Annotated in this window: 13 protein-coding genes; 4 read left to right on the top strand and 9 right to left on the bottom strand. The window is 72.6% G+C overall.

Features of this window, described 5'->3' with window-relative positions; all coding sequences use genetic code 11:
- Nucleotides 1-84: 84 nt before the first annotated feature.
- Both AB0L37_RS21085 and AB0L37_RS21080 read right to left on the bottom strand, forming a co-directional pair.
- Nucleotides 85-1,359: a M14 family metallocarboxypeptidase gene (locus AB0L37_RS21085; protein ID WP_365507395.1), complete on the bottom strand. Its 1,275-nt coding sequence runs from the start codon at nt 1,357-1,359 to the stop codon at nt 85-87.
- The gene (locus AB0L37_RS21080) at nt 1,359-3,326 is read right to left on the bottom strand and encodes a Xaa-Pro dipeptidyl-peptidase (RefSeq protein WP_365507392.1); all 1,968 of its coding nucleotides are present in this window, start codon (nt 3,324-3,326) and stop codon (nt 1,359-1,361) included. Before AB0L37_RS21080 ends, AB0L37_RS21085 begins: the two co-directional genes overlap by 1 nt.
- A gap of 232 nt (nt 3,327-3,558) precedes the next feature.
- On the opposite strand from AB0L37_RS21080, the gene AB0L37_RS21075 reads away from it, so the two are divergent.
- A complete protein-coding gene (locus AB0L37_RS21075; RefSeq protein ID WP_365507389.1) occupies nt 3,559-5,034 on the top strand; it encodes a M1 family metallopeptidase in 1,476 nt (491 codons plus the stop codon).
- Nucleotides 5,035-5,139: 105 nt separating this feature from the next.
- On the opposite strand, the gene AB0L37_RS21070 is transcribed toward AB0L37_RS21075, so the two are convergent.
- From AB0L37_RS21070 to AB0L37_RS21055, 4 genes are read right to left on the bottom strand one after another with little or no spacing between them, the layout of a single operon-like run.
- Nucleotides 5,140-5,997 (bottom strand): oxygenase MpaB family protein, encoded by an 858-nt coding sequence (locus AB0L37_RS21070; protein WP_365507387.1) that lies wholly within the window; start codon nt 5,995-5,997, stop codon nt 5,140-5,142.
- Between the two features lie 57 nt (nt 5,998-6,054).
- Nucleotides 6,055-6,342 carry a hypothetical protein gene (locus AB0L37_RS21065; protein WP_365507384.1) on the bottom strand — a complete coding sequence of 96 codons (288 nt, stop codon included), beginning with the start codon at nt 6,340-6,342 and terminating at the stop codon, nt 6,055-6,057.
- A gap of 34 nt (nt 6,343-6,376) precedes the next feature.
- Nucleotides 6,377-8,788 (bottom strand): FtsX-like permease family protein, encoded by a 2,412-nt coding sequence (locus AB0L37_RS21060; RefSeq protein ID WP_365507382.1) that lies wholly within the window; start codon nt 8,786-8,788, stop codon nt 6,377-6,379.
- Nucleotides 8,785-9,531 carry an ABC transporter ATP-binding protein gene (locus AB0L37_RS21055; RefSeq protein WP_365507379.1) on the bottom strand — a complete coding sequence of 249 codons (747 nt, stop codon included), beginning with the start codon at nt 9,529-9,531 and terminating at the stop codon, nt 8,785-8,787. Before AB0L37_RS21055 ends, AB0L37_RS21060 begins: the two co-directional genes overlap by 4 nt.
- A 109-nt stretch (nt 9,532-9,640) precedes the next feature.
- Here AB0L37_RS21055 and AB0L37_RS21050 point away from each other — a divergent pair, with 109 nt between their 5' ends.
- Nucleotides 9,641-10,801: a histidine kinase gene (locus AB0L37_RS21050; RefSeq protein ID WP_365507376.1), complete on the top strand. Its 1,161-nt coding sequence runs from the start codon at nt 9,641-9,643 to the stop codon at nt 10,799-10,801.
- Between the two features lie 5 nt (nt 10,802-10,806).
- A complete protein-coding gene (locus tag AB0L37_RS21045) occupies nt 10,807-11,439 on the top strand; it encodes a response regulator transcription factor (RefSeq protein ID WP_365507798.1) in 633 nt (210 codons plus the stop codon).
- A 33-nt stretch (nt 11,440-11,472) separates the two neighbouring features.
- On the opposite strand, the gene AB0L37_RS21040 is transcribed toward AB0L37_RS21045, so the two are convergent.
- Together AB0L37_RS21040 and AB0L37_RS21035 are read right to left on the bottom strand one after the other, a co-directional pair.
- A complete protein-coding gene (locus AB0L37_RS21040) occupies nt 11,473-11,952 on the bottom strand; it encodes a macro domain-containing protein (RefSeq protein ID WP_365507373.1) in 480 nt (159 codons plus the stop codon).
- 40 nt (nt 11,953-11,992) lie between these two features.
- Entirely contained in the window at nt 11,993-13,465 is a 1,473-nt protein-coding gene (locus AB0L37_RS21035; RefSeq protein WP_365507370.1) for an amino acid permease, read from the bottom strand.
- Between the two features lie 324 nt (nt 13,466-13,789).
- Here AB0L37_RS21035 and AB0L37_RS21030 point away from each other — a divergent pair, with 324 nt between their 5' ends.
- Complete coding sequence (locus tag AB0L37_RS21030; RefSeq protein WP_365507368.1) at nt 13,790-14,533, top strand: MerR family transcriptional regulator; 744 nt, start codon at nt 13,790-13,792, stop codon at nt 14,531-14,533.
- A gap of 28 nt (nt 14,534-14,561) precedes the next feature.
- Here AB0L37_RS21030 and AB0L37_RS21025 read toward each other — a convergent pair whose 3' ends face one another.
- Nucleotides 14,562-16,751, bottom strand: a complete 2,190-nt coding sequence (locus tag AB0L37_RS21025) for a 3-hydroxyacyl-CoA dehydrogenase NAD-binding domain-containing protein (RefSeq protein ID WP_365507365.1) — start codon at nt 16,749-16,751, stop codon at nt 14,562-14,564.
- Nucleotides 16,752-16,952: the final 201 nt, after the last annotated feature.

Below are 16,952 nucleotides of genomic sequence, written 5' to 3'. Positions count from 1 at the left end.
GTCGGGGACGGGAGCGTCGGTGGGTGGTTTCTGAGGGGTTGTCACCCTTTAGGGCCTACCACACACGACGCTCCTGACACCCCTTCAGCAGCTGGTGTCGGGCTCCCCTTCCGTCAAGTGGTAGGGGGCGCGGGCGTCGAGCAGCAGCGCGACGAGCGCCCGCTCCGACTGGCGCAGCGGCACGAAGGCCCCCCTACCCGACTTCTCCACGGTGATGCCGTGCAGCGCCAACTCGTCCTTGTACGTGGCGTACTGGGCCTCGGTGAGGCGGTAGCCGCAGGGCGGGTCCTGGATGGTCTCGGCGGGTTCGGCCGGGTCGTTGTCGGCGCCGCCGACGTAGACGGGACCGCTGTCGGCGAAGCCGGCCACGCGGGCGGCGCCGGTCGCCGCCTCGATCCGGCCGAGCCGCTCCCCGGTGAAGGTGAACAGTCCGCCGAGCGCCGCGAGTTGGGAGTCGCGGCGGCGCCGGTTGTTCAGCGACTCGTCGGCCTCCTCGGCCGGGGTGCCCGGATCGACGCGGCTCTCGATGAGCAGGCCGACGGAGTGCTTCACGCCGGACATGTTGCGCAGGATGCGCTCCTGTCCGTCGCCCGCGGTCTGCTTGATCGGGTCGCCGGTGACCGGGTCGGTCCAGATGCCGTACGTGCCTGTGGAGTATCCGGAGGCGTTGGCCGCCGGCCGTACGTAGTCCAGGGAGAGCTTCCTCGCCTCGTCGTGCACGGCCGCGTCGGTGTTGAGGTTGCGCGGCCAGAGGTCGAAGAGGTCCTTGTCGTAGTACTCGGGGGTGGCCCCGTACTCGTGCAGGTCGTAGATGACGTCGGGCCTGCGGTCCCGGATGACGGCCGCCATGGCCCGCGCCTCCGCCGTCCTCAGGGCGAGGTGGTCGCGGTTGATGTCGACGCCGTCGGAGTTGCCGCGGGTGTCGGCGGCGCGCCCGTCGGGGTTGGCGGTGGGCACCACCAGGAGGGTCGTGCGGGACAGGAAACGCCGGGTGGCGGCGTCCTTGGCGTACGCGAGGTCGCGGATCTTGGTGAGGCACGCCTCGCGTCCGGACGGTTCGTCGCCGTGCTGGCTGCACACGAGCAGCACGGTGCCGGCGGTGCGGTGCGCGCCGATCCGTACGAGCTGGAGCGGCCGGCCCTGCGCGGTCGTCCCGATCCGGGAGACGGAGACCCGGTCGGAGGCCTTGTCCACGGTGGCGAGGAGGTCCTGTTCCTCGGGCTGGGTGGTCCAGCGGGCGCCGCCGGTCTGCTCGAAGCCGGTGCGGGGCGGCTCCGTGGCGCTCGCCTGCGCGGGCGCCGTGGCGGCGAGGGCCGCGACGGACGCGGCCAGGACGAGGGTGCGCTTCGGCTTACGCATCAGTGGGCGCCTCCCGGGACGGGACGGTCCTGACGGAACGGGCTCACGCCGTCGGCCGTCCTGGAGTGCGGCGCGGCGGTGACGGATCCGGAGGTGGCGGCCGCGAAGGCGTCGGCGCCGCCGACGACGGGGACGCGGGCCGCGGTGCCGGACAGGTCGAGCGTGAGGGTCGGCTTGCTCGCGGGCGGGTCGATGAGGTCCTTGTCGGTGCCCGCGACGATCAGCGCGAGACGGTGGCCCTTGGGCACGACGTGGTCGGCCGAGGCGAGCGAGATGGTGAGGGTGTAGGGCTTGCCCGGGGTCAGCTCGGTGCCCTTGTCCGGGTTCGCGTACGTCCCCAGGTCGGCCCAACCACGGCTGAAGATCGTCGAGTTGACATCGGTGGTGGCCGCCTGCGTGTTCAGGAAGCAGGAGCTGTCGCCCGTGGTGCCGGGGCCCCAGCAGTTGCGGTCGGTCAGCGTCGTGATGCCTTCGCCGGCGCCCGCGTAGTCGCGGATGGTGGCCGGGCCGAGGTCGACGAGGACGGCGCTGAGGTGGGCGCTCGACGTGGTCGGCGTCGCGGTGACGGTGACCTTCGACGAGCCGGACAGGCGCAGGTCCTTGGCGAGCGGGCGGCTGATGAAGCCGGCCTTGTCGGGAGTGGGGCTGTCGATGCGGTCGGCCCAGTCGGTCTCGCTCAGGGCCGGGTTGTCGGTGAACGTCTCGGTGCCGGAGCCGGTCTTCAGGCCCAGCGTGCCGACGCCCGCGGCGCTGCCCTTGCCGGGGCGCAGGGCGGTGGTCTGCGTGCTGCGCGGCGGCCAGACCTTGTCGGTGGTCCAGTGGTCGGGGGTGCGCTCGATGTCGGCCATCGGCTCGCGGTCGATGCCGTTGTCGTAGCCGAGGAGTTCGTGGTCGAACCAGCGGTGCAGGGTGTCGACCCACGCGGCGCGGCGGAAGTCGAACGGGTCGACGTGGCCGGTCTGCGAGAGCCAGATCTTGCGGTCGACGCCGTTCTTCGCGAGCGCCTCCCACCACTGGCCGAAGTGCTTGGCGCGGACGTTGAGGTCCTGCATGCCGTGGACGACGAAGACGCTGGCGCGGACGTTGTCGGCGTCCTTGACGTAGTCGCGCTTCTCCCACAGGGAGGTCCAGTCGCCGGTGCGCGGCGCCTCGTCGACGAGCTGCTTCTGGACGGCGGCGCAGCGGGTGCGGGCGTCGGGGCTCTCGACGTAGTCGGACAGCCAGTCGGGGCCCGAGTCGTAGAGCGGGGCGCCCTGCTGGAAGTAGTAGTCGTACCAGGAGGAGATGCCGCCGATCGGGACGATGGTCTCCAGGCCCTCGACGCCGGTCGCGGCGACGCCGTTGGCGATGGTCGCGTCGTAGCTCTTGCCGATCATGCCGGTGCGGCCGTTGGTCCAGCCGGCCTTGGCGCGTTCGGTGCCGGTGCGGCTGGTGTAGCCCTTGCCGCGTCCGTTGAGCCAGTCGACGACGGCCTTGGCGGAGCCGATGTCGTAGGCGCCGCCGACGTCGACACAGCCGTCGGAGCGGTTGGTGCCGAGCAGGTCGACGCCGACGAAGGCGTAGCCGCGGGGCACGAAGTAGTTGTCGTAGAACAGCGGCATCTGGACGACGTCGCCGTTCGCGTCGTACGTCTTCTTCTGGCTCTCGTTGCCGCGCCCGCAGCAGGAGTAGTACGGGCTGGCGTCCATGATCACGGGCACCTTGCGGCCCCGCGCGGCGGGTTCACGCGGGCGGACGATGTCGACGGCGACCCGGTCGGTCTTTCCGTCGCCGTCCCCGTCGAGCCGGGTGTCGACCCAGACGGACTCACGGATCGCTTTCTCGTACGAGTAGACGGGCTGCGACCCGGTGGGTTCGGCCGCGTGGACGGCGGCGCCGGGTGCGACGAGAACGGCGAGCAGGGCGGCGGTGGCCGCGGTCGCGAGCGTTCTCCAGAGGCGGTGGGTGCGTCTGGCAGGTATCGGCATGGCGCGGAAGGTACACGGGTCAACTCCCGCGCGACAGAGGGCGGTAGCGGGTGAAGACAGGCGCTTGGGGTGGACAGGCACATGTCGGCCGAATGGCGATCGTGTGACAGTCGGGGCCATGGACATGACCGGGGGTGGGGGTGCTGAATAGGCTCGCGGTGGTGATCACCCACCTGGCCGAGTGATCACCGTGGCTCAACCCTCGGCGTGTTCCTACGACTTGGAGTTTTACGTGTACCGCAGACTCATCGCCCCCGGCGCACTCGTGGCCTCCCTGATGCTGGCGATCCCGGCATCGGCCGCCGACTACACGCCGGGGGCCTCGGGCATCGGCGACCCCTACTACCCGACGTACGGGAACGGCGGCTACGACGTCTCCCACTACGACCTGCGTCTGAAGTACCAGCCGACGACGGACCTGCTGGAGGGCACGGCGACGATCCTCGCCTCCTCGACGCAGGACCTCTCGCGCTTCAACCTCGACTTCGGGCTGACGGCGAGCTCGGTCCTCGTCAACGGCAAGAAGGCGAAGTTCGCGGCGTCGGGCGTGCAGGAGCTGGAGGTGACCCCGGCGACCGGCCTGCCGAAGGGCACGCCGTTCACCGTCGTCGTCAAGTACTCCGGCAAGCCGACCGACGTCGAGCTGTGGGGCTTCACGTCCCCGCAGCGCACCCCGGACGGCGCCGTCTTCGCCAACGAGCCGGAGTCGGCGGCCTGGTGGTTCCCGTCCAACGACCACCCGCGCGACAAGGCCACGTACGACGTGTCGGTCGCCGTGCCCGACGGGACGCAGGCGATCTCCAACGGCACGTTGCAGTCGCAGAGTTCGCAGCTGGGCTGGACCCGCTTCAACTGGCGCTCCAGCAAGCCGCAGGCGACATATCTCGCGACGCTCGCGGTCGGCAAGTTCGACATCACGAAGGACACGACGGCGTCGGGCCTGCCGGTCATCAACGCCTACAGCAAGGATCTCGGCGCGAACGAGGGCGCGGCGAAGGCCAGCGTGGAGCGCACGACCGAGGTCGCCGAGTGGCTGGAGTCGCTGTACGGCCCGTACCCGTTCGACGCGCTGGGCGGCTACGTGCCGAACGTCCCGTCGCGCTTCGCGCTGGAGACCCAGACGCGGCCGTTCTACTCGCCGAAGCAGTTCGCCAACGGGGCCAACGTGTCCGTGGTCGTCCATGAGCTGGCGCACCAGTGGTACGGCGACAGCGTCTCCGTCGACAACTGGAAGGACATCTGGATCAACGAGGGCTTCGCCCGCTACAGCCAGTGGCTGTGGTCGGAGAAGGAGGGCGAGGGCACGGCGCAGGAACTCGCGGACTACGTGTACGCGCAGCATCCGGCGGACGACGCGTTCTGGACGGTGAAGCCGGGCGACCCGGGCGCGGAGAACCAGTTCGACATCGCGGTGTACGACCGGGGCGCCCTGGCGCTCCAGGCGCTGCGCAACGCGGTCGGCGAGAAGGACTTCTTCGCGATTCTGAAGGGGTGGCCGCAGCAGCACGCGTACGGCAACGCGAAGGTCTCCGACTTCGTGCGGTACGCCGAGAAGGTCTCCCGTAAGCCGCTGGCGGGGTTGTTCGACACGTGGCTGTACCAGCCGTCGAAGCCGGCGACTTCCGCGGTGCGGTCTGCGGGGGTTGTGGAGCGGCCGAAGTCTTGGCGGGCCATTGCCGCGACCAATGGGGTGCATGCGGAGGGTTGAGCGGCTGTGGGTGCGTGGGGGCTGGTCGCGCAGTTCCCCGCGCCCCTGAAGGCATGCGCTGCGCGCAGCCTTCCCCCCTGAGATGCCGCACCGAAGGTGCGCATCTCAGGGGCGCGGGGAACTGCGCGAGCAACCCCCACCGGCCCGCGCCCGCCGAGCCAACGGCAGGTACCGCAGACGCTCGGGCAGGCGCGGGACGACCCATCTGACCGGCACCGCGAGACGCCGCAGCGCCCGTTCCTGGCGCGCCGTCCACCGGAGGTCAAGCGCCTCGCGGGCCTCGGGCGGGAGCAGGCCGATCGAGAGGAACCGCAGGGTGCGCGCCAGCGCGGGGCGCAGAACCGGCCAGAGCAGCCGCAGCACCCCGTGGCCCGGCGGGGCCGGGATCGCGCGGGCGGCGGACGTCAGCTCGTCGACCACCGGGTTCCGGCCGATCTGCCGCGCGAGCGTCTCGCGGTAGTACGGCCAGAACTCCGCGGTGGTCTGCGGCATGTCCCGGTCGTGGATGCCGAGGATCCGGCCGACCATCAGCCACTCCGCGTAGAACCGCTCGTCCTCCTCGGGCGTGAAGGGGCGGGCGAAGTAGCGGCGGGCGTAGCGGGCCACGGGGTAGCCGGTGGCGTGCACCCAGGCGTAGTACGCGGGCGTCAGCGCGTGGTAGTGGCGGCCGTCCGGGTCCGTGCCCCGGATGTCGCGGTGCACCCGGCGCAGGCGGCGCCCTTCCTCGGCGGCGGCCTCTCCCCCGTAGACCCAGAGCAGGACCGAGGTGAGGGAGCGCCGGCCGCGGCCCCACGGGTCGGTGCGGAAGACGGAGTGGTCGTCGACGCCCGCGCCGACGGCGGGGTGCGCGACCTGGAGGACGAACGCGGCGGGCAGGGCGAGCAACGAGCGGATGTCGCCCGCGGTGTCCCAGAGGATCCCGCCGGGCGGGGGCGGTGGCGGGTCCGGGTCGTGCTGTTTCATGCCGCGTCCTGTGGGTCACGTGGTGCGGGTGGTGCCGTGATCCCAGTATGCGACGCGCTAGATCTCGCCGCCGAATCGCTTCGCGAGGTCCGATGCGAGCTCGGAGACACAGGTGCACAGGTCGGTGACGGCGGCGGCGTGCCGCGGGTCGGAGCGGACGAGGGGAGTGGGCACGACCGGGACGCGGCAGGGGGCGTACGGCGGCGGCTCCGGTGCCGCCGCCCCGGTACGTCCCGCGTGCCGGGCCCGTCGTCGCACGGTGGTGACCAGCGTCGTCGCCAACATGGCCGCGAACACGGCCAGTTGACCCGCCTTGAGATGGACGTCCCACGGAATCAGGGCCATGCCTGTGTCCTACCCGCCCGGCACGCGCCTCAACTCACCGCTCCCTCAGGGCCCTTCGGGCGGGCAGCACACTCGCCGCCAGGGCCAGGGCGAGGCATCCCCCGACGGCGCCGACCACCGGCTGCCACGGTACGACCAGGTCCACCGGGATGCCGAGGGTGCCGCTGAGTCCGGCCCTGATGCCGAGCAGCGACGGGAGCGCCGCGCACACGCCGAGCAGGGTGCCGAGCGCCACGACGACACCGGTCTCGGCGGCGACCGTGCCGAGGATCTGCCGGGGCGCTGCGCCGGAAAGGCGCAGGACGCGCAGGTCATGGCGGCGGTCGGCGGTGGCCATCAGGAGGGTGTTGGCGACGGCGAGGGCGGTGCAGCCCGCCGACAGGGCGACGAGGAGCTGGGTGAACACCGCGATGAGCCGGTCCTCCTCCGCGTCCTGGCGGCCCGCGTGGGCAGTGACGGTGATCTCGCGGGTGCCCGGCACCTCGTGCGGGGCGCGTTCGCCGGTGCGGAACACGGCCGTGGTGAGCGCCGACGGATCGTGGACGCGGACCGCGTCGCGGCTCAGCAGGACGCCGGCCGGGGCGGTCTGGTCGCTGAGTACGGCGACGACCCGGGCGGGCGCGGTGGTGCCGTCCTCGTAGGTGAGGTCGACGGTGCCGCCCTGCCGGGTGCGCAGCGCGGCGAGCGCACCGCGGGAGAGGGCGACCGTGCCGTGGCCGCGCAGCGCAGTCAGGGTTCCTTCGACGACGTCGAGCCGGTCGAACGCCGTGCGCAGGCCCGCGGTGTCGACTCCCGCCGCCGGGACCGGAGTTCGGGCCTTCCCTTCGTACACGGTCGTGGGCAGGAGGGCCGTGCCGTCGATCCGGGCGACCGTGGCGTCGGGGAGGCCGGGGGTGCCGTCCGGGACCACGACCGCGCGGGCGTCGACGGCGGCCACGTCCTGGGACTCGTACGAGCGGGCGGTCGTCTCGGTGTTGCCGGTGATGAGGACGACGAAGGCCACGGTGGCCAGGACCGGGGCGAGCGTGGACGCGGTGCGGCGGACGGCGGTGAGCATCGTCTCGCGGACGAGCAGCGCGGTGGCCCCGCGGGCGCGCCGGGCCAGTGGCCAGGTCACCCAGCGCACCAGCGGGGGCACGAATGCCGGGGCGAGCAGGGTGAGTCCGGTGATCAGGCCGACGGCGGTGAGCAGCGCGAAGGTGATCATGTCGGTGGGGTCGCTGGTCGCGGAGGCGACGGCGGCGCCGAGTCCGACGGCGGTGCAGACGAGTCCCGTCGTGCGGCGCCCCCGGCCGAGGGGCCGGTCGTCGACGGCGGCCTCGCGCAGCGCGTCGAGCGGTCCGATGCGGGCGGCGCGGCGGGCAGCGCTCCACACGGCGGCGAGCGCCACCGCGACCCCGACCGCGAACACGGCGGCGAGGAGCGGGGGTTGACGCTCGACGGTGAACCCTTCGGGTTCGAATCCGGTGGTGACGAGGAGGCCGGCGAGGGCGGGCGCGGCGAGGGCGCCGAGCAGCACCCCGGCCGCCGCGCCCGCCGCGCCGACGACGAGCGCCTCGGCGTACAGCATGCGGCGGACCTGGCGCGCAGTGGCGCCGACGGTGCGCAACAGGCCGATGTCGCGGCGGCGTTGGGCGACGCCGAAGGCGAACGTGGAGGCGACGACGAGCACGGTCACGAAGGCGGCGAGCCCGGCGACGGCGCTGACGACCTGGCCCCCGATCCAGGTGGTCCTGGCGTCTTCGGCGGGCGCGAGCGCGGTGCGGTCGTCGCCGGTGAGGACTTCGGTGCCGGGTCCGGCGGCGGCGCGCACGGCGTCCGCGCCGACCGGCCCGTCGGTGGTGAGACCCAGCACCCTTGCCCCGCCCGCCAGTTGGGCGGCGCGCTCGTCGGTGACGTAGTAGCCGGGTCCGGTGACCGTGCCGGACACGGTGTACGGGGCGGCGCCCGTCGCCGTGAGCAGGGTGACGCGGTCGCCGGGGCGCAGGCCGAGGGAGCGGTCGACGGCGATCTCGCGGCCGGTGCGGGGCGGCGCGCCGTCGGCGATCCGGTACGGGGCGAGCGCGGCGGAGGACCAGCCGTGGCCGAGCCGGTCGCCCTCCTCCTGGTGGCCGGCGGGGCGCCCGTCGACGAGGGCCTGGGCCGCGAAGGAGCGGTCGGGAACGGCGTCGCGGACCCCGGGCAGCGCTTCGAGGCGGCGCTCCAACTGCCGCTCCCGCTCGGGCGGGAAGGGGGCGCGTTCGAGGAACTGACCGCTGTGGTCGGCGCCTTGGGTGGTACGCACGAACAGGTCGGTGCCCGCGTAGCGCCCGGGCACGGAGGTCGCGCCGGTGAGCAGGGTGAGCGCGGCGGTGGTCAGCAGAGCGGCGCCGAGGCAGAGGGCGAGCAGGGAGCCGATGAGGGCGGTGCGGCGCTCCCTGAGCATGGCGAGGGCGAGCGCGGTCATGCCGTGACCTCCAGGTCGGCCATGCGGCGCGCGATGGCCGGCGCGTCGTGACGGCCGTCGAGGTCGTCGGCGACGCGGCCGTCGGCGAGCAGGACGACTCGGTCGGCCCAGGCCGCGGCGGCCGGGTCGTGCGTCACCATGATCACGGTCTGGCCGTGCCGGTCGACGAGTTCGCGCAGCAGCGCGAGCACGGCGCGGGACGTGCCGGTGTCCAGGGCGCCCGTCGGCTCGTCGGCGAAGAGGACGGCGGGTTCGACGATCACGGCGCGGGCGATGGCGACACGCTGCTGCTGCCCGCCGGAGAGCGCGCCCGGCCGGTGGCCGGCGCGGTCGGCGAGGCCCACCCGGGCGAGGGCGTCGGCGACCTGCCCGGGGTCGGGCCTGCGGCCCGCGAGCCGGAGCGGCAGGGCGACGTTCTGGGCGGCGGTGAGCGCGGACACCAGGTTGAAGGCCTGGAAGACGACGCCGATCCGGTCACGGCGCAGCAGGGTCAGGGCGTGCTCGTCGAGCCCGGTCAGGTCGGTGCCGTCGACGACGACGCGGCCCTCGGTGGGCCGGTCGAGCCCGGCGGCGCAGTGCAGCAGTGTCGTCTTGCCGGACCCGGACGGGCCCATGACGGCGGTCATCGTGGCGCGGGCGAAGCGCAGGCTGACGCCGTCGAGCGCGCGCACGGCCCGCTCGCCGGTGCCGTGCAGCCGGGTGACGGAGTCGAGGACGACGGGGTGCGGTGTCTGGTTCGGCATGCCACGAGTGGACCGCGCCGGGCGGCCCCGGCGCAGCGGCCCGAGGGCTAGTCCCGATACTCCACCTGGCACTACTGCGCCGGGTGATCAGGCTGGCTAGGGTCGCCGTGTGACCTCCGCTCCGAGCACTCTGTTCGCCGCCCTGACCAGGCACCCCTTGCGGTTCCTCGGTTCGGCGTGGCCGTGGCGGGCGCTCGCGCACCTGCTGTCCGGGGGCGTCCTCGGCGTCGCCGCGTGGGTCGCCGTGGGCGGGCTCGTCGCGGCGCGGGGGCGGCTCGGGACGGCGACGGTCGTGGTGTGCGCGGTCGCGGTCCTCGCGTTCGTGGCGGCGCTCGCGAACCCGGTGGAGCGGTGGCGGCTGCGCCTCGTGGAGCCAGCGGCGGCGCCGGTGCGGCGGGCGCTCGGGTACGGGGCGCTGTCCGTGCTCGGCGTCGGCTGGATCGACCTCGGCGTGGTCTGCGTGTCGCTCGGGGTGCCGGGGGCGCTGCTCACGACCCCGTTCCAGCCGTCGGCACCCGGGTGGGCGGTGGTCGGCGGGCCGGTCGCGGGGGCGCTGCTGTTGCCGGTGGCGGCGTATCCCGTGGCCGGGTGGGCGGGCGCGCGCGGCGCCGTGTCGCGGGCGGTGCTCGCGCCCGACTCCGCCGAGCTGGTGGAGGTGCGGCGTTCCCGGGCCCGGCTCGTCGACGCGTACGAGGCCGAACGGCGCCGTATCGAACGGGATCTGCACGACGGGGCGCAGCAGCGGCTCGTGGCGCTCACCGTGCAGTTGGGGCTCGCCGGGCTCGATCTGCCGCAGGGGTCGCGGGCCGCCGACGAGGTGGCCCGGGCGCATGTGATGGCGAAGGAGGCCCTGGCGGAGCTGCGGGAGCTGATCCGGGGCGTGCATCCGCAGGTGCTCACCGAGCGCGGGCTCGGGGCGGCCGTGCGGGACGTGGCCGGGCGCTCCCCCGTCCCCGTCGACGTGGTGCTCGACCTGCCGCGGCGGCCGCCCGCCGCCGTGGAGACCGCCGCGTACTTCGCGGTGTGCGAGGCCCTCACGAACGTCGCCCGGCACAGCGGTGCCGAGCGCTGCCGGATCGAGGGCGGGCGCGACGGCGGGGCGCTGTGGGTGGAGGTGACGGACGACGGGCGCGGCGGCGCCGATCCGGCGCGCGGCTCCGGGCTGACCGGGACGGCCGACCGGATCGCGGCGGTCGACGGGCGCATGCTGCTGTCCAGCCCGGCGGGCGGGCCGACCCGGCTGCGGATGGAGTTCCCGTGCGGTGCTTGAGCGTGGTGGTCGCGGAGGACGCGGTCCTGATGCGGGAGGGCCTGGTCGCGCTCCTGGAGCGGTTCGGGCACCGGGTCGTGGCGGCGGTCGGTGACGGGGACGCCCTGGTCGCGGCGGCACTCGCACACGAGCCCGACGTGGTGATCGCCGATGTGCGGATGCCGCCGGGCTTCACCGACGAAGGGTTGCGGGCCGTGCGCGAACTGGAGCCGCGGCTGCCGGAGTTGGCGGTCCTGGTGCTGAGCCAGTACGTGGAGCAGACCTTCGCCGAGGAACTCCTGGAGTCACGGCGGGGCGCCGGGACCGGGTATCTGCTCAAGGACCGGGTGGGTGACGTCGAGGAGTTCGTGGCGGCGGTCGGGCGGGTCGCGGACGGCGGCACCGTCGTCGACCCGGAGGTCGTACGCCAGTTGCTCGCGCGGCGCCGCGACCCGCTGGCCCGGCTGACGCCCCGCGAGCGGGAGGTGCTGGCGCTCATGGCGGAGGGCCGGTCGAACGCCGCGGTGGCCCGCGCCCTCGTCGTCACCGAGGCCGCGGTGGCCAAGCACATGGCGAACATCCTGCTGAAGCTGGACCTGCCCCCGGCCCCCGACGACCACCGCCGCGTCCGCGCCGTCCTCGCGTACCTGCGGGGCTGACCGGGTGTCGCCTGCCAGGACTGCCGACGGACCTCAGTCTCCGTGGTCGTACACGGTCACCGGTATCCCCCGGCCCGCGACCCGCTCGACGACGAGCGGCTCCACGCGCGACCACGTGCCGCCGGCGAGCCCGCACCCGATCCGCGGCATGTGCACGGAGGCGCCCAGCTCGGCGGCCTTCCCGGCGACGGCGCTCAGCCCCTCGGCGATCGCCTCGTAACGGACGGGGACGCCCTTGCTGCCGGTGCGTGTCCCGCGCTGCCCGATCACGTTCGCCACCCACAGGTACGGCTCGACCTGGACGAACTGGGCGGCGCCGAGCCCGAAGTCGTTCGTCGCGCGCTCGCGGTGCCAGCGGCGGTAGGCCTTCTCCGGCTCGGGCCAGCGGCGCGACAGGGCGAGGACGAAACCCTTGCCCCAGCCGCCGATGTCGTTGCAGACATGGACGATCAGCCGCGGGCCCTTGCCCAACGGCGCGGTGGCGTCACCTCGGACATACGTGATCTCCGACATGACGCCACCGTAGGGGCAGGCACTGACAGTCCGGCTCGGGTTACTTGCCGTCCGCGACCTTCGTCAGTTCGTCCGTCGCCAGGCGGTCGATGCGGCGGCGGGCGCCGAACCAGCCGATGACCAGGGCCACCGCGACGATCGGGATCAGCATGAGGGTCTTGCGGCCGGTCTCCTCGTCGTTCCACATGAGGCCGAGGACGAGCAGCAGGAAGACGATCGTGACGATCTCCGTGACCGGGGACCAGGGCAGGCGGAACGACGGGCGCTCGACCAGGCCCTGCTTGGCCCGGCGGACGAACGCCAGGTGCGCGACCATGATCATCACCCAGGTGCCGATGATGCCGATCGAGGAGACCTCGATGACGATCTCGAAGGCGTCGTGCGGCAGCAGGTAGTTGAGGCCCACGCCGAGGACGCCGACGCCCGCGGTGAGCAGGATGCCGCCGTAGGGCACCTGGCTGCGGTTCATCCTGGCGGTGAACCTCGGGGCCGAGCCCGACATCGCCATGGAGCGCAGGATGCGGCCCGTGGAGTACAGGCCGGAGTTGAGCGACGACATGGCCGCGGTGAGCACGACCAGGTTCATGATGTCGCCGATGCCGCCGACGCCCAGCTTGCTGAAGAGCGTCACGAACGGGCTCTCGTCCGACGAGTACGACGTCGCGGGGAGCAGCAGCGCGAGCAGCAGCACCGAGCCGCAGTAGAAGAGCCCGACGCGCCACATGATCGAGTTCACCGCGCGCGGGACGATCTTCTGCGGCTCGGCGGTCTCGCCGGCCGCGACGCCGACCAGCTCCAGGGCGGCGTACGCGAAGACGACGCCCTGCATGACGAGGACCACGGACATCAGGCCGCTCGGCATGATGCCGCCGTGGTCCGTGATCATGTTCAGGCCGGGTGTCTGCCCGTCGATCGGGTGCTGCGTGGCGACCAGGAAGATGCCCACGAACAAGAAGGCGACCAGCGTGGCCACCTTGATGATCGCGAACCAGAACTCCATCTCGCCGAAGTACTTCACGGAGATGAGGTTCACGCCGAGGACCACCGCGAGGGCGATCAGCGCCAGCACCCACTGGGGGATGGTCGTGAAGGCGCTCCAGTACTGCGTGTAGAGGGCGATCGCGGTGATGTCCGCGATGCCCGTCATCGACCAGTTCAGGAAGTACATCCAACCGGCGACGTAGGCGCCCTTCTCACCGAGGAACTCGCGCGCGTACGACACGAAGGAACCGGACGAGGGCCGGTAGACGACCATCTCGCCGAGGGCGCGTACGACGAAGTACGCGAAGACTCCGCAGATGAGGTACGCGAAGACGAGGGCCGGGCCCGCGTCGTGCAGGCGGCCTCCGGCGCCGAGGAAGAGGCCCGTGCCGATCGCGCCGCCGATCGCGATCATGTTGACGTGGCGGCTCTTGAGGTCCTTGCTGTAGCCGGCGTCGCCCGCGTCGGCGGGCGCCTGGGTCGCATCCGTGCGGGATGCGTCCAGGGCCGTGTTGACGGCGTCCTTGCTCACGTGGGGGTGTCCACTCTGTGGTGCCCGGAGACGCGCAGGTCAGCCGGGGTCCGGAAAGTGCTCCGGCCCGCGACACCCCTGACAGTGCGCGGACCGACGGTGCACCTTCCCCCAGAGATCACGCCGCACGCGGTGGCGGAGATCACATAGCGGTTCTTCTCACATGGCAGGACGACTCTGTACAGGACCTCGAAGCAGGCGTATAAGGCGTCGAGTTCGGCGATCTTGGCGCCGGAGGCTTTCACAACACCGGTGTGTCAGCAATACTGTTCAACCTGTTCCCTCCTGTTCGGCAGGAGTACGCGAGCGACCCGCGAGGCGGACATGACGACGGACACCGAGGACGCCGCGGCGGCGTCGGCCCCCACCCTGACCGTCGACGAACTGGCGGCGCGGGCGGGCGTGACGGTGCGCACGATCCGCTTCTACAGCACGCGCGGTCTGCTGCCGCCGCCGGTGATCGGACCGCGCCGGGTCGGCCACTACGGGCAGGACCATCTCTCGCGGCTCGCCCTGATCGAGGAACTCCAGCACCAGGGCATGACCCTCGCCGCGATCGAGCGGTACCTGGAGCAGCTCCCCGCGGATCTGAGCGCGCACGATCTGGCCATCCACCGCGCGGTGGTGGCGAGTTGGGCGCCCGACACCGTCGAGACGCTGACCCGCGACGATCTCGACCGCCGGGCCGGGCGGCGGCTCGGCGACGAGGACGTGGCGCGGCTCGCGGCGATGGACATCGTGACCCCGGCCGGCGACGGCACCCTGCGCTGCGACGCGGGGATGCTCCGGCTCGGCGTCCAGCTCCTCGACGTACCCCTGTCGCTGGAGTCCGTCGTCGCCTCGCGCGAGGTCCTGGTCGAGCACTCACGGGCCGCCGCGCGCGAGCTGGCGCGGCTGTTCCGCGACGAGGTCGCGCAGCGGGCCGCGCCGGATGTGCGGTCGCTGTCCGCCCATATGCATCCGCTGGTGGTGCAGGCCCTGCTCACGGCGTTCCAGCGCTCGCTCAAGGAAGCGCTGAGGGACGAGCTGGACGAGGCCACGCGCACCCAGGACCGCCCCGCGCCGTGAGCGCGGGGCGGTCGGGCCAGGAGCCGGGTCAGCGGGCGTCGGTGAACGTCTCGCCCTTGTCGGCCTTCTCCACGAGCAGCGCCGGCGGCAGGAAGCGGTCGCCGTAGCGCTCGGCCAGCTCACGCGCGCGGGCGACGAATCCGGGCAGTCCGCCCTCGTAGCCGTTGATGTACTGGAGCACGCCGCCGGTCCAGCCCGGGAAGCCGATCCCGAAGATGGAGCCGATGTTGGCGTCGGCGACGGACGTCAGGACGCCCTCCTCCAGGAGCCGTACGGTGTCGAGCGCCTCGGCGAAGAGCATGCGCTCCTGCATGTCCCGGAAGGGAATCTCCGTGCCCGGCTTCGTGAAGTGCTCGCGCAGCCCCGGCCACAGACCGGCGCGCTTGCCGTCCTCGCCGTACTCGTAGAAGCCCGCGCCACCGCTGCGGCCGGTGCGCCCGAACTCGTCGACCATGCGGTCGATGACGGCCTCGGCCGGGTGCGGGGTCCAGGTGCCGCCCGCCTCGACGATCGCGGCCTTCGTCTCCTGGCGGATCTTGCGGGGCAGCGTGAGGGTCAGCTCGTCCATCAGGGAGAGGACCTTGGCCGGGTAGCCCGCCTGGCCCGCCGCCTGCTCGACCGACGCGGGCTCGACGCCCTCGCCGACCATGGCGACGCCCTCGTTGATGAAGTGCCCGATGACGCGCGAGGTGAAGAAGCCGCGCGAGTCGTTGACGACGATCGGGGTCTTGTTGATCTGCCGTACGAGGTCGAAGGCGCGGGCCAGCGCCTCGTCACCGGTGGCCTCGCCCTTGATGATCTCGACGAGCGGCATCTTGTCGACGGGCGAGAAGAAGTGCAGACCGATGAAGTCGGCCCGGCGCTCGACGCCTTCGGCGAGGACCGTGATCGGCAGGGTCGAGGTGTTGGAGCAGAGCAGCGCGTCCGGCTCGACGATGTCCTGGATCTCCTGGAACACCTTGTGCTTGAGCGCCGGGTCCTCGAAGACGGCCTCGATGACCGCGTCGCACCCGGCGACGTCCTGCGGGTCGGCGGTGGGCGTGATGCGGGCGAGCAGCGCGTCCGCCTTCTCCTGGGTGGTGCGGCCGCGCTTGACGGCCTTGGCGCAGAGGTTCTCGGAGTAGCCCTTGCCCTTGGCCGCGGCTTCGGCCGACACGTCCTTGAGGACGACCTCGATCCCGGCGCGGGCGCACGAGTAGGCGATGCCCGCGCCCATCATCCCGGCGCCGAGGACGGCGACCTTGCGGACCGTGCGGGGCTCGATGCCCCGGGGGCGGTTCGCGCCCGAGTTCACGGCCTGGAGGTCGAAGAAGAACGCCTGGATCATGTTCTTCGCGGTCTGCCCGGTGACCAGCTCGGTGAAGTACCGGGCCTCGATGGTCAGGGCCGTCTCGAAGTCGACCTGGGAGCCCTCGACTGCGGCCGCGAGAATGTTGCGGGGAGCAGGGTAGGGAGCGCCGTTGAGCTGCTTCTTCAGGTTGGCCGGGAAGGCGGGGAGGTTCGCGGCGAACTTGGGGTTGGCCGGGGTGCCGCCGGGGATGCGGTAGCCGGGCCTGTCCCAGGGCTGCGCCGACTCGGGGTGCGCGTCGATGAAGGCGCGGGCCTTCTCGATCATCTCCTCGCGGGTGGCGGCCACTTCGTGGATCAGGCCGTTCTCCAGGGCGCGCTGCGGGGCGTACTGGGTGCCCTGGAGGAGGACCTTCAGGAGGGCGTCGGCGATGCCCATGAGGCGGACGGTGCGCGTGACGCCGCCGCCGGCCGGGAGCAGGCCGAGGGTGACCTCGGGGAGGCCGATCTTGGAGCCCGGGGCGTCGAGGGCGACGCGGTGGTGGCTGGCGAGAGCGATCTCGTAACCGCCGCCCAGGGCCGCGCCGTTGATCGCGGCGACGACCGGCTTGCCGAGGGTCTCGATGCGGCGCAGGGAGTTCTTGATGCCGACGCCGGTCTCGAAGACGGCCTGTGCGTCCTCGGGGCCGGCCTTCATCATGTCCTTGAGGTCGCCGCCCGCGAAGAAGGTCTTCTTGGCGGAGGTGTAGATGAACCCGCGGATCGCGGCGGGGTCTTCGGCGAGGGCGGCCTCGGCGCGGTCGGCGATCGCGGCGATGGAGTCCTTGAACGCCTGGTTCATGGTGTTCGCGGACTGGTTGGGGTCGTCGAGGACGAGGGTGACGATGCCGGTCTCGTCCTGTTCCCAGCGGATGGTGGTGCTGGCGGTCATAGTCGTGTCTCCGTGAAGTTCGGTGCGGCGGGGTTTTCGGCGGCTTCTGGGGTGGGCGGCCCTGTTTCGTTGCCGGGTGCGGGTGGTGGTGGGTTGCTCGCGCAGTTCCCCGCGCCCCTGAGATGCGCACCTCCGGTGCGGCATCTCCCCGATGAAGGCTCAGCGGCGAAGCCGCAAGCCTTCAGGGGCGCGGGGAACGGC

This window comes from Streptomyces sp. NPDC052225, from assembly GCF_040679615.1.
Classification (GTDB): domain Bacteria; phylum Actinomycetota; class Actinomycetes; order Streptomycetales; family Streptomycetaceae; genus Streptomyces.
This window is presented reverse-complemented; position numbering and strand designations above follow the sequence as displayed.

What these genes read in the sequence shown, in the direction of transcription:
- AB0L37_RS21025 (WP_365507365.1), bottom strand. Translation starts at nt 16,751, where the DNA reads ATGACCGCCAGCACCACCATCCGCTGGGAACAGGACGAGACCGGCATC.
- AB0L37_RS21055 (WP_365507379.1), bottom strand. Translation starts at nt 9,531, where the DNA reads ATGCCGAACCAGACACCGCACCCCGTCGTCCTCGACTCCGTCACCCGG.
- AB0L37_RS21030 (WP_365507368.1), top strand. Translation starts at nt 13,790, where the DNA reads ATGACGACGGACACCGAGGACGCCGCGGCGGCGTCGGCCCCCACCCTG.
- AB0L37_RS21060 (WP_365507382.1), bottom strand. Translation starts at nt 8,788, where the DNA reads ATGACCGCGCTCGCCCTCGCCATGCTCAGGGAGCGCCGCACCGCCCTC.
- AB0L37_RS21070 (WP_365507387.1), bottom strand. Translation starts at nt 5,997, where the DNA reads ATGAAACAGCACGACCCGGACCCGCCACCGCCCCCGCCCGGCGGGATC.
- AB0L37_RS21040 (WP_365507373.1), bottom strand. Translation starts at nt 11,952, where the DNA reads ATGTCGGAGATCACGTATGTCCGAGGTGACGCCACCGCGCCGTTGGGC.
- AB0L37_RS21065 (WP_365507384.1), bottom strand. Translation starts at nt 6,342, where the DNA reads ATGGCCCTGATTCCGTGGGACGTCCATCTCAAGGCGGGTCAACTGGCC.
- AB0L37_RS21085 (WP_365507395.1), bottom strand. Translation starts at nt 1,359, where the DNA reads ATGCGTAAGCCGAAGCGCACCCTCGTCCTGGCCGCGTCCGTCGCGGCC.
- AB0L37_RS21080 (WP_365507392.1), bottom strand. Translation starts at nt 3,326, where the DNA reads ATGCCGATACCTGCCAGACGCACCCACCGCCTCTGGAGAACGCTCGCG.